The organism is Parvularcula marina (genome assembly GCF_003399445.1).
Classification (GTDB): Bacteria; Pseudomonadota; Alphaproteobacteria; order Caulobacterales; family Parvularculaceae; genus Parvularcula; species Parvularcula marina.
Genome location: NZ_QUQO01000001.1, coordinates 551,944 through 573,882, shown reverse-complemented (window position 1 = coordinate 573,882; position 21,939 = coordinate 551,944). Strand labels below are relative to the sequence as shown.

The 21,939-nt window shown below is 54.6% G+C and carries 16 protein-coding genes and 1 pseudogene; 13 read left to right on the top strand and 4 right to left on the bottom strand.

The features are described 5' to 3' along the window. Positions 1-84: 84 nt before the first annotated feature. The 3 genes from DX908_RS02645 to DX908_RS02635 all read left to right on the top strand — a co-directional run bounded on the left by DX908_RS02645 (position 85) and on the right by DX908_RS02635 (position 2,900). Positions 85-681, top strand: coding sequence for a recombinase family protein (locus DX908_RS02645; protein WP_116390906.1), 597 nt, complete (start codon positions 85-87; stop codon positions 679-681). A 211-nt stretch (positions 682-892) separates the two neighbouring features. Beyond that, positions 893-1,438, top strand: a complete 546-nt coding sequence (locus DX908_RS02640) for a hypothetical protein (RefSeq protein ID WP_147303711.1) — start codon at positions 893-895, stop codon at positions 1,436-1,438. 661 nt (positions 1,439-2,099) lie between these two features. Beyond that, on the top strand, positions 2,100-2,900 hold the full coding sequence (locus DX908_RS02635) for a hypothetical protein (protein ID WP_116390904.1): 801 nt from the start codon (positions 2,100-2,102) through the stop codon (positions 2,898-2,900). Between the two features lie 26 nt (positions 2,901-2,926). Here the strand turns inward: DX908_RS02635 and DX908_RS02630 are convergent, their stop codons facing one another. Beyond that, positions 2,927-7,012 (bottom strand): HigA family addiction module antitoxin, encoded by a 4,086-nt coding sequence (locus tag DX908_RS02630; protein ID WP_116390903.1) that lies wholly within the window; start codon positions 7,010-7,012, stop codon positions 2,927-2,929. 329 nt (positions 7,013-7,341) lie between these two features. Here DX908_RS02630 and DX908_RS02625 point away from each other — a divergent pair. Continuing rightward, positions 7,342-7,998 (top strand): annotated as a pseudogene (locus DX908_RS02625) (DNA methyltransferase). A gap of 62 nt (positions 7,999-8,060) precedes the next feature. On the opposite strand, the gene DX908_RS02620 reads toward DX908_RS02625, so the two are convergent. Together DX908_RS02620 and mobC are read right to left on the bottom strand one after the other, a co-directional pair. After that, entirely contained in the window at positions 8,061-9,413 is a 1,353-nt protein-coding gene (locus DX908_RS02620) for a relaxase/mobilization nuclease domain-containing protein (RefSeq protein WP_158548441.1), read from the bottom strand. Then, positions 9,410-9,856, bottom strand: a complete 447-nt coding sequence (gene mobC / locus DX908_RS16540) for a plasmid mobilization relaxosome protein MobC (RefSeq protein ID WP_116390901.1) — start codon at positions 9,854-9,856, stop codon at positions 9,410-9,412. The genes DX908_RS02620 and mobC overlap by 4 nt, the downstream gene beginning before the upstream one ends. A gap of 627 nt (positions 9,857-10,483) precedes the next feature. Here mobC and DX908_RS02610 point away from each other — a divergent pair. From DX908_RS02610 to DX908_RS02590, 5 genes are all read left to right on the top strand, one after another. Continuing rightward, positions 10,484-13,552, top strand: coding sequence for a TonB-dependent receptor (locus DX908_RS02610; RefSeq protein WP_199564562.1), 3,069 nt, complete (start codon positions 10,484-10,486; stop codon positions 13,550-13,552). A gap of 136 nt (positions 13,553-13,688) precedes the next feature. Then, complete coding sequence (locus DX908_RS02605) at positions 13,689-14,414, top strand: SapC family protein (protein ID WP_116390900.1); 726 nt, start codon at positions 13,689-13,691, stop codon at positions 14,412-14,414. 4 nt (positions 14,415-14,418) lie between these two features. Next, positions 14,419-15,444, top strand: coding sequence for a cupin-like domain-containing protein (locus DX908_RS02600; RefSeq protein WP_116390899.1), 1,026 nt, complete (start codon positions 14,419-14,421; stop codon positions 15,442-15,444). A gap of 11 nt (positions 15,445-15,455) precedes the next feature. Then, a complete protein-coding gene (locus DX908_RS02595; RefSeq protein ID WP_116390898.1) occupies positions 15,456-16,940 on the top strand; it encodes a tryptophan halogenase family protein in 1,485 nt (494 codons plus the stop codon). An 85-nt stretch (positions 16,941-17,025) separates the two neighbouring features. Next, positions 17,026-18,033: a DUF3667 domain-containing protein gene (locus tag DX908_RS02590; protein ID WP_116390897.1), complete on the top strand. Its 1,008-nt coding sequence runs from the start codon at positions 17,026-17,028 to the stop codon at positions 18,031-18,033. Between the two features lie 3 nt (positions 18,034-18,036). On the opposite strand, the gene DX908_RS02585 is transcribed toward DX908_RS02590, so the two are convergent. Then, entirely contained in the window at positions 18,037-18,495 is a 459-nt protein-coding gene (locus DX908_RS02585) for a MarR family winged helix-turn-helix transcriptional regulator (protein ID WP_116390896.1), read from the bottom strand. Positions 18,496-18,595: 100 nt separating this feature from the next. On the opposite strand from DX908_RS02585, the gene hppD reads away from it, so the two are divergent. The 4 genes from hppD to DX908_RS02570 are packed head-to-tail and all read left to right on the top strand — an operon-like array spanning position 18,596 to position 21,594. Beyond that, entirely contained in the window at positions 18,596-19,699 is a 1,104-nt protein-coding gene (gene hppD, locus DX908_RS02580; RefSeq protein ID WP_116390895.1) for a 4-hydroxyphenylpyruvate dioxygenase, read from the top strand. Further along, positions 19,696-20,238 carry a VOC family protein gene (locus DX908_RS02575; RefSeq protein ID WP_116390894.1) on the top strand — a complete coding sequence of 181 codons (543 nt, stop codon included), beginning with the start codon at positions 19,696-19,698 and terminating at the stop codon, positions 20,236-20,238. The genes hppD and DX908_RS02575 overlap by 4 nt, the downstream gene beginning before the upstream one ends. Positions 20,239-20,242: 4 nt before the next feature. Next, complete coding sequence (locus tag DX908_RS16135; RefSeq protein WP_147303710.1) at positions 20,243-20,584, top strand: hypothetical protein; 342 nt, start codon at positions 20,243-20,245, stop codon at positions 20,582-20,584. Next, positions 20,581-21,594: a fumarylacetoacetate hydrolase family protein gene (locus DX908_RS02570; RefSeq protein ID WP_116390893.1), complete on the top strand. Its 1,014-nt coding sequence runs from the start codon at positions 20,581-20,583 to the stop codon at positions 21,592-21,594. Before DX908_RS16135 ends, DX908_RS02570 begins: the two co-directional genes overlap by 4 nt. The last annotated feature ends 345 nt before the right edge of the window (positions 21,595-21,939 follow it).

The window sequence follows — 21,939 nt, the reverse complement described above, 5'->3', positions numbered from 1 at the left end:
GGCATCTTTTTTAGATGTGCTCCGACCACAGAATGACTTAGCGACAGAAAGGGTCCTTAATGTGGGCAGCGGACATACGTTTGTATGCCCGGCAAGATCATTTTTATGCAAAAGCTCGGCTACATTAGAGTATCGACATGTGAGCAGTCGCCGGATCGGCAGATAGACAGGCTAGAGGCGCTCTGTGATGAGCTATTTGTCGAGTATCTTTCCGCCGCGACGACAAAGCGTCCAATTCTGCAGGAGGTTCTGAGCTCCCTTTCCGCTGGCGATATTTTAGTGATCCTCGATCTTGATCGGGCTTTCCGGTCGACCATTGACGCGCTTGAGACGCTCGAAATGCTCAAAGGTCGAGGCGTTGCGCTCAAAATCGTCAATATGAATCTTGATACCACAACGCCGAGCGGAATGCTGATCTACACCATGATCTCGGCATTCGCTGAATTTGAGCGACGCATAAACTCGCAACGCACCAAAGAAGGCCTAGAAGCGGCCCGCAATCGTGGGGTCACGCTCGGCAGGCCGCGGAAACTCTCGGCAGAGGATTTGGAAATGATCCGTGTCCGATTACAAAGAGACGATTTTCTGAAAGACATCGCCGCCGATTACGACATGGCCCCGTGGTCTCTCACCAGAGCGCTCAAACGTCACGCGTATGAGTGTGCAGCATCAATCCAATAGGCGCGTTATGTTGGGCAGGCTGTTTTCTTCACTTCCCTGATCCCGTCGGACTCATCCGGGGAGCTTTGCTGGTCAGGGATATCGGCTCGATCTCAGATTCTTGGGAGCGCTAATTTATAATACATCCCTCTAGGTTTGTGTTTGTATGCGGTCTTGTAGCAGGAGTGGTAGCGGTTTGAAGTAGAGCGCGAGTTGATCTACTTTATCGGTGATGACTTCTAAGAAACTGACGCCGGAAAACTTTCTCGAACGTGATGAGCGGATGGACTGCTGGTCTGTCTATGGGATTGGGGCTTACTCTCATCCAAATGAGGAATGGGTCAGGCTTGTATTGGAGGTTAGTCTCTCTGACGAACTACCTGATGAGATACTGGAGATGTTTGACCGCGCTCGTGCAACGATGGTGTATGGTTGCTTCTATTATCCTCTTTTTACGAATGGAATGGAGGAGATATACCGCATCAAAGAAGCAGCTTTGAAGGAAGCATGTCGTGAGGGGAACGCTTCAAGAGCCACAATAGGCAAAGGCTATAAAAGCCTCATTGATTGGGCGCATAGCCAAGGATTTATCGCTGATGATGATCTGGTTCGGTGGCACGCAGGGCGGAGCTTGAGAAATGCAGTTTCTCACAAAGATAAAGCAATGCTGTTGGGGCCGAATGATGCCTTAAGGACTCTCGATATCTCAAAGGAACTCATTGAGAAACTGTTCTGTGCAGTAAGGGGAAAGCGTCAGCCCACAGATGCTTCCGTGTAACACATTCCTGTTAGGTCTAATTCTGTGTACTGCAAGCTGTGCGGTGGTAGTACCACCGCGCTTGGCAAGGGAACCCGCTGCGCGTTCCCGTTGCATCCCTCCGGCCTTGGCGGACTCAGGGCATTGAACCCCGAGCCGCCAGCTAATCGTTTCGCCGATTAATCACGACCAGCCTATCGCCGCTGGATCACTCGCGGGAGATATCACTCTCCCTGCACCCATTGACCAAAGGGCTATCGCGCCCCTTGGAACCACTCGCATCGTCTGGCCGCTGCATCACCAGTCAGGGAGAGCGTTCCTGCTCCCCCGACACCCCCATGACCAAGGGAGACTTCGCTCTCCCTCTGGACACCCATCGAGCAGGGCTTAGAGATGTCCCTCTCCACCTGCACCGAGCCATGGACAACCGTTTCGTCGGTTGATCACGAGCAGGCGTATGCCCCCGTGGACCTGCGCCAAGATTTCGACCTTGGAGACGACTAAGAGGCGTGCTCATGCTCCTTAGAAACATGTGCTTTTGCTAGTGACTTGAATGTATGACACCACTCTGCCTCATGTCGGCCGAGTTACATGCTGGCACTAATGCCGCAGCGTATATCCTTCAACCGTAGAGCATAAAAAAAATCTGTACAGTGCCGGATTGCTGAAGTTAGAGTATGGAATGGCTATAAACCAATTTCAAAAACATCGCACTTCAGCCGATATAATATCGGATCTTTTTTCCTCTGCTGACCGTACTATATTCATACATTACTCCTGTGAGAGTTTTTACGATATTGTGGACGGACGCTCACCACGAATTACATCGATTGCCCTAAGGTTCTTGCGCAGCGGCCAAACGCGCTCATTTTCGCTTCACAAAGAGGCCGAGCTGGCCAACCTAGACCTTCAAGATTTCAGTGCACAGATTGATAATCTTGAGGAGAGCATGCTCAAAAAGTTCTATGACCAAGTTGAGAAGCTCGAAGAGCGGGTGTGGGTGCATTGGAATATGCGCGATTCAAACTATGGTTTTGAAGCAATTGCTCATCGATTTAGGGTGTTGGGTGGATCACCAGTCGATATTCCTGATGGACAAAAAGTTGACTTGGCAAGAGTCATGTATGATTTTCTTGGCCCGGATTATGTTGGACATCCGAGATTCCACAATCTTTTGGAGTTCAACAATATGGTGCCTCGTAATTTCCTCACGGGAGCGGAGGAGGCAGAGGCGTTTAATAACGGGGAATATGTCAAACTACATCAATCGACCTTAAGTAAAGTAGATGCGATCATGGATATCGCTGCAGCGGCTAACGAGGGGCGACTAAAATCCCAAAATGGATATTTCAAAACACGAGGATTAAATTTTTCTACGGCTGCAGTCTTGATAAAAGATCATCCGATATTCGTAGCCATCAGCATAATTGCAGTTCTGCTAGCGCTTACACTCAATGTTCTCAGATTTTTTAATTTATTTTAAGACGTGTAACGACTATAAATCTTAGATCAGTATCCAATGCGTTTTCTGATAAGTCGATCCGTATCAGCATTTTCTGCCATACGATTATAATCATCTGCCATAGTTACTAGTGTTTCGAAGAGGCGCGGATGTGTGTATTTGATCTTATTGGCCCATCCCAGCAGTTCGTCGCGCCGTTCTCGTTCAAACGCTCCTCCCTCACCACGGAAGTGAGCGCCCACCGAGTTAAACTTCCCAATAGAGAATCCTTGTGCGATCTTTGACGTGTAGGATTGTTCAAATGCGGAGCGAGCAGGCTCGGACGGCCAAGCTCCGTCTTCATCCATCTGGGCATGTGCTAGAAGTTCTCCGAGTGCAGACTGGCCGACTTCCCTGCGGCCCAACTCAGATGTTCCGGTGAGTACAGCTTCACACCATTCGGTTAGAGCTATAATTTTTTCTTCAGTGCTTAGATCGGCCCTAGTCGAAAAGGGAACCGTTTTTAGAATTTTCAATGCGGCGTAGGCATGTTCCGCCCGCGCAGTTGCATCATCCTTCGAAGCCGTTTGGAGCCTCTCGGGATCTTGCTCACCATCGTCACGGCGATAAACCATGCACACCAAATCAATAAATAAATTTGGAGATCGCTCTAGCTCACTCAGCAAATTTGGTGCTTCAAACTCATCATCATACTTGAACGCCCCCACAAACTGCCATTCCAGCATTGCCAACTTTGATCGATCGGAAAGCCCACAAGTATTGAGATGTTGTAGTGCTTCCTTCAACCAGTATGGGTCCAGCAGATACTCTCCGGACTTGTCTTCACTCTTTGAATTCAATTTTTCTAGCAATTCCACAAGAAGGTCAGGATCGAGCTTTTTCGCATAATATTGAGCATAATTAAATGCAGCTCTTGGCCGATTTGCTCCGATCAGTGACGATGTTCCTCGATTTAATTCGGAGATATCATCACCTGGCATACCATGCGGATGAACCTGCTCCCAATATGCGGCTCTAATCTTGGAGCTTTGCGCGTCTACGAGATCCCAAATCTCTGTTTTGAACGGCGACCATATGAGAAGATTAGTTTGAGAGTCAGGCGACGAAAGTGACGCTAATATGGATTGTAACTCGTCTGGAGTTCGTGTCGCGATCAGGCCAGCAATGAGATTGGTGAAACGGTAACCGCCATCAGATCCTTGTTCTTCAATCGTGGATTTGATGATTTCCGATATTTGTTCATGTGAAAGGACTTTACGAGCAGCGATAGAGCCGATGACAAATTGATCCACTTTCATGCGAGATAGATCAACAACGCCACCTATACCGCGTTCGGAGACTATTGCTTCAATAGCTTCTGTACGATTGTTCTCGACCCATCTCTCATGAAATTTGTAGTCGAAATTTTCGTCCTCAAAATCTCTACCGTTCTCCGCAACCCAAGAATTTTCAAATAGCCAGAGGCATTTATAGAGAACGTCGTTTGGTTCTAAATCGTCGTAGAGCTGGTGGGCGGGCTGCATTGCCTCAGATCCCGCTAGTTGAAACGCTCTTCTACCTAAACAACTTGTACGAACCACCTCGCGCACACGGGCGAGCTCACCAAGCGATGCATCGGCTGACCAACGTCTCACAGCTTCATAAATATCAGAGTGGTGTGTCGTATGTATCATGGGCACTTTTCTGACCAGTCGAATTATCGAGTCTTCCGTGTGCTTATTCCATCCTAGTACGGAAGTGACTACAAAGTTCATGAACTCTTGGCGCTCTTTGAGGCGCTCACCACTAAGTGGCCGTCCCATGCCGTAAGCATCCGATCGCCAGATTGGCTTTCGTGCGCCAGATTGCGTTCTGCGAGTGTCAATCATGCTCAACATTACGCGCCACATCACCTCCGGAAATTTCGAACAGAGCGATGATGCAGCCGCGATACGGCCCTCGACAGAAACAGATGTTTGCGGCATCCAATCAGAGAATATGTCTTTCAAGACGGTGATAGGTTTTGGGGATACATTATCTTCAAGCGGAATGGTGGCGAGCTCGCATAAGATCTCAACGGTCTGATGGAACGTCCGCTCAAACCATGCCGTCACCTGTAGTGCAGACATGAGTCCAGTTCTGGGGACGCCGCCAAACATTGCGCCGTTCGCTGGCACGATCAGTTTCCGTGTCTCCCCGGGTCCTTCAAATATGTCGTCGGCTATTATACTCAGGAAGGTGGTTGGATCTGTCTCCGCGTAAAGAGCGAGGTCGTTCCCATGAGATTTTAAGGTATCAACACTCAAAGGTGTGAGTAAATCAGACACAAGCTGGGCACCCTTTGCTGCGCAAGAAACCCCTGTCTGTTCACGAAAAAGCACATCTCCATGTACAGAGAGAAGCACGAGCATTTCAGCCATGCTTTTTCTCAATACTGCAGATATTTGACGGGTCTTGCCATAGAGCGCGGCGAATGGGCGATCTTCATCTGGGAGTTCTATAGAAGGATCTTTCTCCTCCAGAACAAATGCAGCATACTGATAGAATTTTTCTATATCAGCGCCGTCAATTTGATCCTTTAATGCGTAGAGGCAGTCAATTCGAGAAACTATGCCACGAACGCCACCAGCGATCCACAGTGGCGGATCATCAAGATTTGCAAGCTGTCGCACTTGAAGCTCGACCTGCGAGATTTTTTTTCCGGTAAGCTCTTCAACTACCCATTGATCAAACTCGTTTCTTGAATCCCACGCGCCACAAATCAACAAAGGCACGATGTCTCTTGAGAATGTGGTCTGGGACCATTCGGGGCGGCGAATGGTTTCGCTTTCTGCAAGTCGTCGTCGTAATACTGTCAAGTGACGACCGCTCTCTCGGTCAAGCTTGGCTACATCGTCGTCACCAAAACCCATCGATTCCAGAGCGGATCGAAAATCGTCGAAGCCTAACTGCTCTAAACGGATAACATTCTCGCTAGAGGGTGCGTCACCGCGTCCGTAAACAAAGATCGCTTTTCTTTTGTACTTCCGTAGGTCAGGGTCAATGTTGCGCTCGATATCACGATCGGTGATGACGGGTATAATTCCGTCTACATGCTGTATAAATCGAGTAAGAGCGTTTTCACGCTCGATAATTAGTGGTGGACTGATGATTCCAGTTGAAGTTTGGTAGCGCTCAAAGCAGACATGCAAAAATGCAAGTGCTTCCTGTATTGAATCGGCTACGACGCTAAGGATTCCAGCGTCTTTCGTTTCAATCCACTCATGGAATCGGTTTTCGTGAATGACGGCATGTTGGTCAAATAGCTTTTGATTCAAGGGTGGAGTGCACACGAAACTCCACCGTTCGTATGCCTTCTCGAGTGTGGTGGCACCCAACGGGTCAAGGCCAATCTCTTGTGCTATCCATGCTTGAGCTACGGGGGAAGCTGCACACCATTGAGCCAGATCGCTGCTATCATAGGCGCGGACGTCCTTCCACTGACCTTCCGCGCGCTTTGTTTCTGCCCAAGCTTTTGCGCCCGGCCAAGCTCTCGGGGTGACGAAAATAAAAGTGGTGCTTAATCTATATTTTTCGTTCGTGGCTGCCTGCTTCGTTTTGTTCCTGAAATCCTCATTGGCTTTATCTTGGGGATTTCCTCCGCATCCAAACTCCCAAGTCGACCAGCCAGTGGGAACTTTATCATTTCCGTCAGTACAATGAAGCGTACCGTCTGGGCCTTTGCGCTCGCCATCATCATCGCCGGGGAAATCGGAGTAGCTTAAACCTCGGGCGGTCGAATGGATTAGGTGTCGTAGCAAAACCGGGAACCGCGTCCTGGCTCCAATCGGATCATGTAGACCAGCCCATTGATGGAGGTGGCTACTCTTAATCTCAATAAATCGCGGGCAATATCCGATTACTTCAATTGCGTTGGGGGTGACCTTGCTGGCGTCGTGCTCTGCCTGCATTTTCAACAAGCTCTTAGCATCGGCGCCGAATGCTTTTTCTAGGCGTGTAGCAAGGTCTGGGGAGAGAGAGGCTTTCTCGGACACAAGATTCTGCAGGGCGGGCCGTCCGATGCCGAGCAGCTTAGCGGCGGCCGCCACGGTTACCTCTTGAGGGATAATGTTTGCTCGAATGTAGGGGCCGGGATGAGGGTTATTCTGGTTCATAAGGTCCAGAAAACCCGATTTACCTCCCTCTGTCAAGTATCGTGTAGCGTGTTACAATACTTGTTTCTGATTTTGTTCTCGTCTGGTGCATTTGCCGATCGGGCTCTCGTGAACCGGGCCTACTGTCCCGGCCATTCGGCTTCGATCCCTTGCGCGAAAGAGCTTGGGGACCAGCCCCCCGGCGCACTTCAAGAAAAATAGACGGTCTCCCGAGGCTCGGCGCAAGCGCCTGCGCCCGCCGTCGATTTTTCTTTCCGTTTGCACCCCCCCCGTTTTCGCCAAAGGGCAGGGTTGCATGAGCAACCCATACCCAAGAGAAAGGGGAAAATATGTATAAAGACCAAATCATCTGCGGTGACAGCGCAGACATTTTAAGCCAGCTTGATAAGGAATAGGTCGATCTTGTCGTCACCGATCCGCCATATCTCGTCAACTACAGGGACCGTACAGGCCGGACTCTGAGAAATGACACCAACCCGGAGGCCATACGGCGCGTCTTCCTTGAAACATACCGGGTTATGAAGCCGGATAGTTATTGTATCAGTTTTTATGGCTGGACAGGGCTGACAGCTTTCGCGGCCTTGTGGAACGAAGCCGGATTCCGCACTGTGGGCCATATAGTCTGGCCTAAGAAATACGCGCCTAAAATCGGCTATACGGAATATCGCCATGAGTCGGCGTTCATTCTGGCAAAAGGAGACCCCGCCAAGCCTGAAAATCCCATTCCTGACGTTTTGGAATGGGAATATAGTGGTAACAGGGCGCATCCGACGGAAAAAGCCGTTAGCGTCCTCTCGCCCTTCATTCGCAGTTTTTCAAAGCCGGGGGATCTTGTTCTCGATCCCTTTTCAGGGTCAGGATCAACCGCCGTTGCAGCAGCCCTGAATGACCGTCACTATATCGGCATTGAGCTTGAAGCGGAATATTGCCGCCATGCGGAAAACCGTTTGCGCGGCGTTGAACGCTATCAGAGCATCGCAGCCTAATCGTTCCCCCATTGCGGCTTACAATGTGAGCCGCAATGTGAGCGGATAGGAGAAGGATAAACCTAAATTTCCAAATCCGGCCCGTCCGGCTTTCCGTACCCGGCGGAGGTCGTCCGGTTCAGATCAAGGGCATTGCCTCGTTCGGTCTCAAGCGTTTTTCCTGCACGTGTTCTGTCACCGCTGCGGCTTGCCGGGGCTTCAAGCCCTGAGGCGCCATCCAGTTCATGGAGGGCGCGTCTTGACCGTACTCGTGCGTCAATCGCGCGGACGCGTTCCTGCTTGAAGGCATCCTGCAATATTTTCCGTTTGCTGAGTTGTTGCTTTCTGAGGGCTTCCGCCTCGCGTTGGTCTCTCAGCTTGGCGGCTTCTGCTTCCTGAGCATTACTTTCCGCGATCTTGCAGCGCTTGCCTGTCATCCACTCCCAGACACCCCGAATGCCTTTCGCAAAGCGGGCGGCTCGTTCGAGCTGGTCGCGCTCATCTCGTTCCTTGTGACATGCTGCGAGGTCTATTCGTTGCTCGCGGTGACGCACGGTCATGTCACGTCGCCCTCTGATAAGCGGGCGGAGAATCTGCGCCGATTGCTCCAGTGTCGCTTTCAGGTGGTCACGGAAGCCGTTCCGGTCTTCCTCGGCAAAGAGAGCCTTGGCATTTTCAACACTGGGGAGCGCATCCGGCTTGCCGATGGCAGCGGCAATCTCTTTTTGCTTCACGCCGATATAGCGGCTGGCGGACAGAACTTCGCCCTCATGCGTGACAATGACATGGCCGCGTCGGTCGCCTTTCGCGAGCTTCAGATCATGCTCGGCGAGTGCTGCCGTGAAAGAGGCGGCATTATCAGAACGCCGCCAGGCATTCTGGATAAGCTGCTTCAGATCCCGCGCATGATATCCGGCCCGCTTTGCCTGCTGCCATTCCGCAAGCGTAAAGTTGCGCCGATCCGTCAGGCGATCATCTTCAAGCCCGCGCGGCATCTCCCATCCATGTTCGCGGTAGAGGTCGCGAGATATGTCCATGATCTTACGTTTGAAGAAGGGCAGCGGTCGTGCGGTCATTGTCTCTGCATCAATTCGTGACCAGACACAGTGAGCGTGTCTCCGTCCTTCCTTCTCATGGAAGACGATCACGCGCGGCTGCCCGGTGAGGCCATTCTGCTTTTCGACACGGCTGATGGCATCTTCAAAAGCCGCGATCTCAACATACGACCCTTCCGGCGGATTGAATGAGACGGAAAATAGGAACTGGCGGCACTGTGTGCCTTTGCTGACCGCCTGCGCTTCCTTGAATGCTCCGACAACATCATCGGCAACAAAGCCGCTGATCTCGTGGAGTTCGACATGCTCATTGTCTTCGACGTTCAGAAGGTGGAGGCCGAGCTGTGCTGCACCGCCTCTTTGTGAGGCGACAATTATCATAGGCGAACTTCCGGCGATGTGCGCAGGCAGGCCATCAGAACCGCTTTCACCTGAATGACGGCAGCACATGCCTCACGGATATCCCGTTCAGTCTCCTCATTCATGGGGAGGGTGCCGAGGTTCACCGCCTTGGCAATTTGGTTGAGGTTGCTGGCGATCCGCGACTGACCAAGCGCCGCGAGAATTTTCGCCGCCGTGGTATCGTCAATGCGCGTTCCGCCGGAGCGAGCCGCAGGAGCAATGCTGGAACCTCTGAAAATCCGTTGCTTCACAAAGGCGCTGATGGAGCCGCCTGCAGCTTGCTCATTCAGCCAGACACGCTCGGCCTCGCTGACGCGGATCGAGAGGGGTGCGGGGCGCTTGGTTTTCTGGCGGGTGGGTCTGGCTGTATCAGACTGAAAAATATCACTGATGCCCGCCGCTTGATTGCGGCGGCCTTTCACTGATCTAGCTCCAAAACGCTTAGGTCAGTCTCGGCTAATTGGGCCTCCCAGTCAGCCAGAACCTCGAACACTTGGTTCAAAGTCTGTTCACTTGGCTGCACCATCTTTGTTTGGCCAATCGATTCGATGATTGAGGCCAAAAGCACTTCCTTCGCGAATTTCTCCTCATTCCAATGACCTTTGGCATTTAGCTCCTGAAAGGCGCTGAAATTCTAGGCCAAGGCGTTCTTTTTCCAGCCAAAAGACCGTCTGCGGAATTTCGCAGATGCAATAAAACACAGTGCTTCCGTGATCCTGCTCGTGACGAAAATGCCGCACCCTTTGCGGATATCATGGCCGATTGCTGCAAAAAGGGTAGCGCTAACATTTATATCCTGCTAGCGCTAACATTCTGCGGAGAGGGGGGCAGGCGCAATGCCGCCATTTCAACGTCTCACTTCGTCCCAGGTTGGAGGAGAACGTTCGACGGGTCTTTCCCCGGATGTTGTCTGTTTTTGAGCGGTTCTGAGCGGTTTTAGCCGACCAGGCTGCTTGCTGGATCATGAGGCGCGGCAGGCCTGCTTGCCGTGACGAGGGGTCTTTGCGTTCTGAAAAGTCTGTAAACGCATAAAATTGGGAGGAACTTTCATGAGTAACCGTCAACCGGGAAGAGGTCTGCGCCGTACTGCGCTGCTTGCCACAGCCTCGACCCTCATCATGGGCGCTTATGCGCCAGCATTCGCACAGGATGACGCGGATGATGATGTCGTCGTCGTCACAGGGATCCGCGGATCCTTGATGCAGTCGATGGATGTCAAACGTGAATCAAACGGTATCGTCGATGCGATTTCCGCAGAAGATATCGGTAAATTTCCGGATACGAACCTTGCGGAATCGCTACAGCGGATCACCGGTGTCTCGATTGACCGGGTGAACGGTGAAGGCTCGCTCGTCACGGCTCGTGGTTTCGGCGCCAGCTTCAACCTTGTGACCCTCAATGGTCGGACTATGCCGACAGCGAATGTCGCCACGGTCGGCGGCGACCAGCAGGCGGACTTTGCCACCGGTTCCTCGCGGGCGTTCGACTTCTCGAACTTGGCCTCGGAAGGGGTGAGCGGCCTTGAAGTCTACAAAACCGGTCGTGCGGCGATCCCGTCCGGCGGCATCGGGGCAACCGTCAATATTTCAACGGCCCGTCCGCTTGATAATCCGGGTGTCCGCGGGACGCTTTCGGTTAAGGGTGTGTTTGACACCAGCGTCGAGGACGGTGATGAGCTGACCCCGGAAATTGCCGGCCTTTACAGCTGGACCAATGACAATGACACGCTCGGGGCCGCCGTCTTCGGCAGCTGGCAGCGTCGGGACAGCGCTTCGGTCAGCGCGACCAGCAACAACTGGAACATCAATACGGGTGACTTCTTCCTCGATACGGCCAATGGCCGGATCAACGGCTCGACTGTGGTGACCAATCCGCCAGCAGCTGACCAGCTTGTCTCCTATCCAAATGACAGCCGTTATCACCTTGCTGAGGCAACACGCGAGCGTCTCAATGGCCAGGCTGTGCTGCAATTCCGTCCGCAGGAGAACTTTACTGCGACGGTTGATTATACCTATGCGGAGAACAAGCTGGAAGAGCAGCGTACGGACCAGACGAACTGGTTTAACCGTCCTTTCGGCGAAGTGATCTTTGACGATAACCCGGTCGTGGGTACCACCGTCTACCTTCAGGAAACCCTGAACGGGGTGAAGGATATCGGCTTTGAGCAGCAATTCCGCGGTAGCAAAGACACGCTTGAATCCCTCGGCCTCAATGCCGAATGGGAAGTAAGCGACCGTCTGACCCTGTCACTTGATGCGCATACGTCGAAAGCCGAATCAGGCCCGGATGCGCCGAATGGCACAAGCTCGACACTCGTGTCGATGGGCGCACCTGTTGTTGCGGCACATTCGCTCGACATCCGGTCCGGTTTCCCGGTCCAGCGCTATACGCTGGATGACATGCTGCGCGGCAATGGCAACGGCGTTCTCGATGTCGGTGATCTAGGCTCGCAGATTGCCCGGACGAACACGTCCTTCCAGGGGCAGGATGTCGATGAGCTTCGTCTCGATGCCAGCTGGGATCTTGATGAGATCGGCAGCAAGCTCGATTTTGGGGTGAACTGGCGTGCGTCTGAAATGACCATGCGCCGTACCCAGACGCAGCAAACGCTTGGTGACTGGGGGATCAACAATCCCGGTGACGTCCAGCAATTCGCGCCAGGAGTGGTCAGCGAATATTGCCTCTCTTGTCTCTATGACGACTTCGAGGCGGGTGATGCCCGGGTTGCGTTCAAGGCGAATGCCGTTGAGCTCTATTCGCTTCTCTCGGCGGCCTATGCTGGCATGGGCAATCCGGTTAACGACACCGGGCGTGACTTCAACGTGGTCGAAGAAGACATCTTCGCCGTGTACGGTCAAATCACCTGGGAAGGCGATATTGGCGGCATGCCAGCGAACCTCGTCGCGGGCGTCCGCTATGAGGAAACCGATGTCTCTGCACTGGCTGAAGTCGCCATTCCGCAGAACATCATTTGGCAGGCAGATAACGACTTCACCATTGCGCTAACGTCAGATGTCCAGCCAGTGTCTGACAGCGGGTCTTATGACAATCTGCTGCCGTCCATGGACTTCTCGCTAGAGTTCCGGCCCGACGTCATCGGCCGGGTGTCATTTAGTGAAACGCTAGCGCGGCCGAACTTCGGTGATCTTTTTGTCGCCGATGACGCCAATACTCCGCCACGGCCAACGGCCCTTGGCGGGATTGCGACAGGTTCTTCCGGGAATGCCGGGCTCCTGCCGCTTGTCTCGAAAAACTTCGACGTTTCGCTCGAATGGTATTTCGACGATGCGAGCTATGTCTCGATCGGGTATTTTGACAAGCGTGTACGGAACTTCATCGGTGTCGGTCAGACCACGCAGAACCTCTTCGGCCTGCGTGATCCGAGCTCCGGTGCGGCTGGCTCACGTTCGGGTGATGCTCTTGATGCCCTTTCGGGCCTCGGCGCGGATCCAACCGATGTGAACCTGTTCACGATGACAGCCCTGATTGACCAGTTCGGTCTGACGGATGCTGTCACCATGTTCAGCGCCAACTTCTCGGGCGGCTCGCTTGATCAGGCTTTCGTTGACGCCACCTTCGGTGCCTATGATGTCGTGCCTGATGCCAATGACCCGCTCTTCGCCTTTGAGGTGACCGGTCCGATCAACAACCGTGAAGGCAATATTCACGGGATCGAAGCGGCTGTTCAGCACTTCTTCGGTGACACGGGCTTTGGTGTGGCGGCAAACTACACCATGGTCGAAGGGGATGTCGGTATCGACGTCGGTGCTGATCCGAATGTGGATCAATTCGCCCTCGAAGGTCTCTCCGACAGTGCCAACGCCACGCTGATCTATGAAAAGTACGGCCTCTCGGCACGGCTTGCCTATAACTGGCGCGGCGACTTCCTAGCCTCGACGAACCGCTCCGGCGGTAACCGGAACCCGGTCTTCGTCGATGAGTTTGAGCAGCTCGACCTTAACATCACTTACGACATCACGGACAATCTGGCCGTCTCGTTCGAGGGGATTAACCTCACGGGTGAGAATCTGCGGACTTATTCCCGTGACTACAGCAACTTCTGGTTCATTCAGGAGTTGGAGCCGCGCTATCTCGTGGGCGCGCGCTATAAGTTCTAAGCCTTAACCTCCCAAGGCTTAAATGAGTAGGGAAAGGCCGTTCCGGTGGAGCGGCCTTTTTCATCTTGAGACAGAGTAATAATGCTCTCCTTCGAGGGAGGCTCGCCATGTAGGGCGATCTGGATTATCGTGTGCCATGACCAACACAGCCGTTCTGAACAATGTCGATCACCACGACCTGAAATTCATCCCGCCATCCGCGCCGACGGATGCGGACAAAGTCAATCAGGTTCTCGTCTTCCCGACTGAATTTCCCGAAGTACAGCGAGAATTCCCGATCTTTTTCCGCAAAGGACAGGATGGCGCGTTCCAGCCGGTGGCGCTTCTTGGTCTTGATAAGGACGAAAATCTTTTCCTCGGGCCGAAGGGGTGGCGGACGCGCTACATCCCCGCGATTATCACGCGCGGGCCATTCCTGATCGGTCTGCCGTCGCCGGATAATCCGCAGGTGCAAGGGCAGGGCGCGATGATCCAGGTCGATCTGGACGATCCGCGGCTGTCGCGAACGGACGGTGTGCCACTCTTTTTGCCGCATGGGGGGAATGCGCCGTTTCTCAATCAGATCACAGGCGTCCTCCAGCTTATCCATGCCGGCCACCAGCTCATGGCGCCTATGTTTGCCGCCTTTGAAGAGGCGGGCCTGATCGAGCCTGTGACGGTCGAGATCAATACATCCGACACGAATAAATATGTTGTGCCTGACATGCATACAATTTCCGCCGAGGCGATGTCGGCTCTTTCTGCGGAGCAGCTCAAGACACTTCACGATCAGGGATTCCTGCATCTGGCCTATATGGTTCTGTCCTCGACGGGTAATGTCAGCCATCTGATCGATCTCAAGAACATGAAACAGGCCGGGTAGTCAGATGTCTGCGCTCCCGCATGTCAGGATCATTGATGGGGTGTCGCCGGATAGCGTCCCTTTCAGCGAGCTGATCGCGGAGGGGCGCCCGGTCCTGATGAAAGGCGTCGCACGGGACTGGCCAGCCGTTGCCGCAGGAGCTGAGTCACCGAGTGCGGCAATCGACTATCTGAAACGGTTTTACGGCGGCGCGCCTGTCACCGGTTTTACTGGCCCACCCGAAATTGGTGGGCGGTTCTTTTATAATGACGAGATGACGGGGCTCAATTTCACAGCGGCCCGCGTCCGGCTTGATGAGTATCTTGATGGGATGGCGGCGCATCTGGGAGATGATCAGGCCTCATCCTATTATGTCGGCTCAACCGATGTTGACGGTTATCTGCCGGGCTTTCGGGCGGAGAATGACCTGCCGCTGGCGGAACAGGACTTTGCGAAGCAATTGCTGGTCAGCATCTGGATCGGTACACGGACGACCGCGACGGCGCATTACGATATCTCGAACAATATGGCCTGCTGCCTTGTTGGGGATCGGCGCTTCACCCTGTTCCCACCCGATCAGGTCGCCAATCTCTATCCCGGTCCGCTTGAGCCAACCCCCGGCGGGCAGGTCGTCAGCATGGTTGATTTTCGTTCGCCAGATTTCGAGCGGTTCCCGCGCTTCCGGGAGGCGCTGGCTGCAGGGCAGGTGGCAGAAATGTCACCCGGCGATGTCCTCTTTTATCCGGCACTCTGGTGGCACCATGTCGAGGCGCTATCTGATTTCAATGTGATGATGAATTACTGGTGGAACGATGTGGCCAGCCATCTCGACACACCACAAAATACGTTACTGCACGGATTATTGAGCCTGCGAGATCGCCCGGCATCAGAAAAGGCCGCGTGGAAGGCGCTCTTCGATTATTACATTTTCGGTGAAGCGGAAGAAGCCGGTGCCCATCTGCCTGATCATGCCAAAGGTCCGCTTGGGCCCATGGATGAGATGACAGCGCGACGATTACGGGCGATGCTGCTTCGGCGGCTCAACCGGTAGGGAAAGCCCAAATGAACACATCAGTACCAAAACGGATTGTCATTGCGGGAGGCGGCACGGCCGGCTGGGTTGCTGCGGCGGCTCTCTCGACTCAGCTCGGCAAGCTCGCGAAGATCACACTCGTTGAATCGTCCGATATCGGCACAGTCGGGGTAGGTGAGGCGACGATCCCGACGATCACGACCTTCCATCACCTTCTTGGCATTGATGAGCAGGCCTTCATGAAGGCGACGCGCGCGACGTTCAAGCTCGGTATCTCGTTCGAGAATTGGGGCGCGGTAGGTGATAGCTACATCCACTCCTTTGGCCAGATCGGCAAACCCACCTGGATGGGCGAGTTCCACAATATCTGGCTTGAGGCGCAAAAGGAGGGGCTCGGTGGGCCGCTTGAGAATTACTGCTTCGAGCTGCAGGCGGCGAAGGCGGAGAAATTCGCCATCTCCGAAAAGCTGCGGCTCAATTATGCCTATCACCTCGATGCCAAGGCTTATGCCTCATTCCTCCGGAAACTGAGCGAAAAGCATGGCGTTACGCGCATCGAAGGCAAGATTGCCAAGGTCAGCCAGAACAGCGAGACGGGCAATATCGCGGCGCTCCTGCTGGAAGAAGGACAGCAAGTAGAGGGCGATCTGTTTGTCGACTGTACGGGCTTTCGCGGGCTCCTGATCGAGAAGACGCTGGGGGTTGGCTATCAGGACTGGAGCGAATGGCTGCCGACCAATTCGGCGCTGGCGATCCAGACAGAAGCCGTGCGCGATGCGCGGCCCTATACGCGGGCGGTCGCGCATGAGGCGGGCTGGCGCTGGCAAATCCCGCTCCAGCACCGCGTCGGCAATGGCCTTGTATATGACAACCGGCACCTCAGTGACGAGGCAGCCCAGGACCTCTTGATGCAGAGCATTGAGGGCAAGCCGCTGACCGATCCCTTGCCGATCCGCTATACGACTGGGATGCGGGAACGCGTCTGGGAGAAGAACTGCATCGCACTGGGGCTCTCGACAGGCTTCGTAGAGCCGCTTGAATCGACCAGCATCCATCTCTTCATGATCGGTATTACGCGCCTCATCCAGCTCTTCCCTTTCGGGGAAACCTCAGAAGCCGTCCGCAAACGGTATAATGACATGGCCGTCAATGAGCTGGAGCGGGTGCGCGACTTCATCATCCTTCACTATCATGCGACCGAGCGGGAGGATTCAGAATTCTGGCGGCAATGTCGCAACATGGACATTCCCGATACGCTCAAAGAACGCATCGAGCTCTTCTGCGAATATGGCCATGCCTATCAGGCGCCGGATGATCTTTTCCGGGTCGATTCATGGGTGCAGGTCATGTTCGGCCAGCGCCTCCGGCCAAAGGCGCATCACCGCATGGGCCGGGTCATGGATAAAGAGCAGATCCGCCAGGTCATGACGGGGCTGGACGCGAATATCCGAACCGCTGTTGAGCGGATGCCCACCCATCAGGCCTTTCTCGATAAATACTGCCCGATCAACTGACTGGAACAGTAGAGTGGCGGCAATTTGCCATAATAAATAACTGGGGTGTAATGTAGGGAAGCACAGAGACGGGACCGGGGCATCCATGCGGGACACACTCAAGACTTGGCGACAGCGCGGCATGGAGATGCGCAAAATTCGCCGCGAGGCAAAATCGCCCAATCGCAGCCACTGCCAGAACTGCGAGACCAAGCTGCAGGGCGCTTATTGTTTTGTCTGCGGACAGGCGGCGAGAGAGCCGCGCCGCGCGGTCATCGGCCTTGTGCAGGATGTCTTCGTCGAAACGCTCGCCATTGATGGCAAGCTGTTCCGGACCATCGCGCTGCTCATGCGTGCGCCGGGCAAGCTTGCACGCAAATTCCTCGACGGACAGCGGGTGCGGTATTCACCGCCTTTCCGGCTTTATCTTTTCGCCTCGGTTTTCTTCTTCCTCGCCGCGTTCTGGGATCTTGGTCACCTCGTTGAGGGCGCCAATCTCGAGAAGCCGAATAAGGAAGTGTCCACTGAGAACAGTGAAGAGACGGTGGAAACCCCTCCGCTGACGGAGGAAGAATTATCCGAAGTGCCGCCGGAAGAAGGTGAGGCTTCAGAGTCAGATGACATGAACTTCTCACTCTTTGGAGATGAGGACGAAGACAAGCACGAATGGATGATCGAGCTTGAGGATCGGATGGGGGACGCCCTGAAACGGGCGACGGAGGATCCGCGGCTCTTCATGGCGCAGACGAGGGAGAACCTGCCGCGCTTCTTACTTCTTGCGCCTTTAGTCTACGCGCTGACGCTGATGCTGCTCTATATCTACCGGCGCAAATTCTTCATCTACGACCACTTCGTCGTCAGCCTTTATATGCATGCGGCGCTTTATGCGTATCTTCTGATCGCGATCGTCTGGAGCAAGATTCCGATAGTTGGTTTCCTTTGGTGGGTGCCGCTTGCCTGGGGCGCGCTTCAGCCGCTTCTGGTCCAGCGGCAGGCTTACGGCTCGAACTGGTTCTCGGCCGTGATCAAATGGGTCCTCGTGAATGCCGTTTACTGGATCGCGATGCTCATCATCATTCTGCTCGGGCTCGGCTTCAGCCTTTACCAGAGCTGATCTTTACCAGAGCGGCTGGTCGGGACTGGCCGCCTTTGCCATCAGGTCGAGCAGCCGTTTGAGGGCCTTCTGGTCACTCGCGGAGAGCTGTGAGAGCAGCTCATCTTCGAACTGGCGGGCGAGAGGGGCGACCTCGTCATAAATCTCCTCCCCCCGTCGGGTGAGATAAAGCGTGCTCGACCTTCCATCATGCGGCGTCGCGCGGCGTTCCATTCGGCCATCATCAATCAGCCCCGCAATGGCGCGCGAGACCGCGACCTTGTCCATCCGTGTCGTCTCGGCCAGCTGCGTTGCGGTCAGGCCGGGGTTCTGGCCGATCACAGCCATCACCCGCCATTGCGGCACGGAAAGCCCGAAATCCCGCCGATAGGCCGCGGCGATCCGCTCCGAAATCGTGTTCGACAGGACAGAGAGCCGGAAGGGCAGGAACTCGGTCAAATTGAGCAGCGTTTTGGTGGTCACGGGGGACGGTCTTTCCTGCGAGCGGCGCTTGCGTTGCGGGATAAGATATGATTACACACGAAAATAGTTTCAATTGCAACAAAACTGACGAGATTCCCTGATGGCAGACCTCTTCGACAATCCCGCCGGCCTCGACGGCTTCGAATTCATCGAATTCTCCGCACAGGAAAAAGGCGTGCTGGAGCCTGTCTTTGAGACCATGGGCTTTGTGAAGGTCGCGCGGCATCGCTCAAAAGATGTCGAGCTGTGGCGGCAGGGCGGGATCAATCTCGTCACCAATTACGAGCCGAACTCTGCCGCTTGGTACTTCTCGCGCGAACATGGTCCGTCGGCTTGTGGCATGGCGTTCCGTGTGCGGGATGCGCGCAAAGCCTATGACTATCTCCTTAAGCAGGGGGCGGAGCCGGTTCAGGTCAATACCGGGCCGATGGAGTTGCGCATTCCCGGCATTCGCGGCATCGGCAATTCCATCATCTATCTCATCGATCGCTATGGCGAGGGCGAAGACGATCTGTCGATCTATGACATCGACTTTGACTATCTGCCCGGTATTGATCGGCACCCGGAAGGTTGCGGCTTCCAGTTAATCGATCACCTGACCCACAATGTGTATACAGGCCGGATGAAATACTGGGCGGACTTCTATGAGAAGCTCTTTAACTTCCAGGAGATCCGGTATTTCGACATCAAGGGCGAATATACCGGCCTGACCTCTAAGGCGCTGACAGCGCCTGACGGGAAGATCCGTATCCCTCTCAATGAAGAGGGCGAGGGTGGCAAAGGTCAGATCGAGGAATTCCTGCGCGAATATAATGGCGAAGGCATCCAGCACATCGCGCTCATCTGTGATGATCTTTATGCCTGCTGGGACAGGCTCAAAGAAAAGGGTGTGCCGTTCATGACAGCGCCGCCCGAAACCTACTATCAGATGCTCGATGGCCGCCTGCCGGGCCATGGTGAGGATGTCGATGGGCTCAAATCCCGCGGGCTGCTGCTTGATGGGACGACCGAGGGCGGCGAACCGCGCCTCCTCCTCCAGATTTTTGCCGAACCCCAGATCGGGCCGGTCTTTTTTGAATTCATCGAACGCAAAGGCGATTACAAGGAAGGCTTCGGCGAGGGCAATTTCAAGGCGCTCTTTGAATCGATCGAACGTGATCAGATCAATCGCGGCGTCCTTAAAGTCGAGGAGCCGGCGGAATGAACCATCCCTTCAACCTTCAGGGCGTCCACCATGTCGCCTATCGCTGCCGTGATGCGAAAGAAACGGTCGAGTTCTACCAGCGCGTGATGGGCATGGATTTCCAGCTCGCTATCGCCGAGGACAAGGTGCCCTCGACCGGTGAGCCAGACCCCTACATGCATGTCTTCCTCGATGCGGGGAACAACAATGTGCTCGCCTTTTTCGAGCTGCCGACACGCGATGAAATGGGGCGAGACGAGAAGACCCCGCGATGGGTCCAGCACATTGCCTTCCGTGTGGGGAGCATGGATGAGCTGCTCGCCGCGAAAGAACGCGCCGAAGCCGAAGGGCTCGATGTGGTGGGGCCGACACATCACGGGGTGTTCAAGTCGATCTATTTCTTCGATCCCAATGGCCACAGGCTGGAGCTCGCTTGCGATATCGGCACGCCCGAGCAGATGGCGGAACTTCACCGCGTTGCGCCTGACATGCTCGATGAATGGGCACGGACGAAAAAAGCACCGCGCCACGCCGCTTGGCTGCATGAACTGACTGACTGAAACCGTGAGTGATCTTGAAGCTGACCTCAAGGAGCTCTTTTCCTGCGAGCCGGATCGCAAAAATCCTGATGGCCGCTGGTCTTCGTCATGGTCAACATATAGCAGACAGTTTGGTGATGTATCGGTTGAACTAAAAATTTTACCGGCTGCTGGAGAGTTCAGACTTCTTGCGAAGCTTCATGGTAAAGACCTTTGCATGCTTGAGAGTCGGTACAATGCTGTTCTCACAGTTGAGATTACTGATATGAGTTCTGTGCTGAAGATTTGTGATTCGACCGATAGAATGACATTTGTCCGTTTAGAGCCTAATTTTTTTATCGGACAGCTAATGGAGGACCCGTTGTGAAACTTGCCAGCCTTAAAGGAGGGCGGGACGGCCGCCTCGTCGTCGTCTCCCGTGACCTCAGCCGCTATGCGGATGCGAGCGACATTGCGCCGACGCTGCAGGCCGCGCTTGATGACTGGGAGGCCAATGGCCATCAGCTCGAAGAGCTTGCCCGCAAGATCGAAGACGGCTCGGTGCCGACCCATCCTTTTGATGAAAGCGAATGCCATTCCCCGCTGCCGCGGGCCTATCAGTGGGCGGACGGATCGGCATATGTCAATCATGTGGAGCTTGTCCGCAAGGCGCGGGGCGCAGAAATGCCCGAGACCTTCTGGACCGATCCGCTGATGTATCAAGGCGGCTCAGACAGCTTCCTCGCCCCCCGCGATCCTATTGTCATGCCAACCGATGAGGGCTGGGGCATCGACATGGAAGGTGAGGTCGCAGTTATCACTGGCGATGTGCCGATGGGCGTCTCGGCAGAGGATGCGCTTTCTTATATCCGCCTCATCATGCTGGTGAATGACGTGTCCTTGCGCGGCCTGATCCCAGGCGAACTCGCCAAGGGCTTTGGCTTTTTCCAATCCAAACCCTCCAGCGCCTTCTCGCCTTGCGCTGTGACGCCCGATGAACTCGGCGATCTGTGGGCAGACGGAAAGATCAAAGCAGCGCTACGCGTCGACTATAATGGCGAGGCTTTCGGTCGGGCCGACGCCGGCACCGACATGACTTTCCATTTCGGCCAGCTCATCGCCCATGCCGCCAAATCCCGGCCGCTTGGCGCAGGGACCATCATCGGCTCAGGCACGGTCTCGAACAAGCTAGACGGGGGCCCGGGCAAACCTGTCGCTGAAGGCGGGGTCGGCTATTCCTGCATCGCCGAGATCCGCATGATCGAGACGATTGAGAAGGGCGAGGCGAAAACCTCCTTCATGAAATTCGGCGACCGCGTCGGCATCGAGATGCAAGACTCCGGTGGTCAGTCGATTTTCGGCCGCATCGACCAGACAGTCGAGAAATATACCGGCTGATCCTAGTGTCCGCCGGGCCTGCCCGGCGGGATGCGCTTGACTTTCCTTACATCCATGGCAGATGATCGGCCTGTTACGCCAGAGTAACAGACCGGCCATCGCGATCGACAGACATCTGCGAGGCCCATCCGGGAGGCATTCGCAGATCCATGTCCCATCAATTCCATGCTCAAATCGTGAGCCTTGCCCGTGCTGCGGCGAATAAGGCGCATACAGTGCTGAGCAGTTGGAATGAGGACAGACTCTGTGACAAACCAATCCAACAGAATTGGCAGGAGGAATTTCACGCGTGACGAACTTTCGAGAGACGGTCCGGGAATGGATCGAGGACAATTGTCCCCCCGC

What these genes read in the sequence shown, in the direction of transcription:
- DX908_RS02620 (WP_158548441.1), bottom strand. Translation starts at nt 9,413, where the DNA reads ATGATAATTGTCGCCTCACAAAGAGGCGGTGCAGCACAGCTCGGCCTC.
- DX908_RS02635 (WP_116390904.1), top strand. Translation starts at nt 2,100, where the DNA reads ATGGCTATAAACCAATTTCAAAAACATCGCACTTCAGCCGATATAATA.
- DX908_RS02630 (WP_116390903.1), bottom strand. Translation starts at nt 7,012, where the DNA reads ATGAACCAGAATAACCCTCATCCCGGCCCCTACATTCGAGCAAACATT.
- DX908_RS02600 (WP_116390899.1), top strand. Translation starts at nt 14,419, where the DNA reads ATGTCTGCGCTCCCGCATGTCAGGATCATTGATGGGGTGTCGCCGGAT.
- DX908_RS02640 (WP_147303711.1), top strand. Translation starts at nt 893, where the DNA reads ATGACTTCTAAGAAACTGACGCCGGAAAACTTTCTCGAACGTGATGAG.
- DX908_RS02575 (WP_116390894.1), top strand. Translation starts at nt 19,696, where the DNA reads ATGAACCATCCCTTCAACCTTCAGGGCGTCCACCATGTCGCCTATCGC.
- DX908_RS02590 (WP_116390897.1), top strand. Translation starts at nt 17,026, where the DNA reads ATGCGGGACACACTCAAGACTTGGCGACAGCGCGGCATGGAGATGCGC.
- DX908_RS02610 (WP_199564562.1), top strand. Translation starts at nt 10,484, where the DNA reads ATGAGTAACCGTCAACCGGGAAGAGGTCTGCGCCGTACTGCGCTGCTT.
- DX908_RS02605 (WP_116390900.1), top strand. Translation starts at nt 13,689, where the DNA reads ATGACCAACACAGCCGTTCTGAACAATGTCGATCACCACGACCTGAAA.
- hppD (WP_116390895.1), top strand. Translation starts at nt 18,596, where the DNA reads ATGGCAGACCTCTTCGACAATCCCGCCGGCCTCGACGGCTTCGAATTC.
- DX908_RS02595 (WP_116390898.1), top strand. Translation starts at nt 15,456, where the DNA reads ATGAACACATCAGTACCAAAACGGATTGTCATTGCGGGAGGCGGCACG.
- DX908_RS02645 (WP_116390906.1), top strand. Translation starts at nt 85, where the DNA reads ATGCCCGGCAAGATCATTTTTATGCAAAAGCTCGGCTACATTAGAGTA.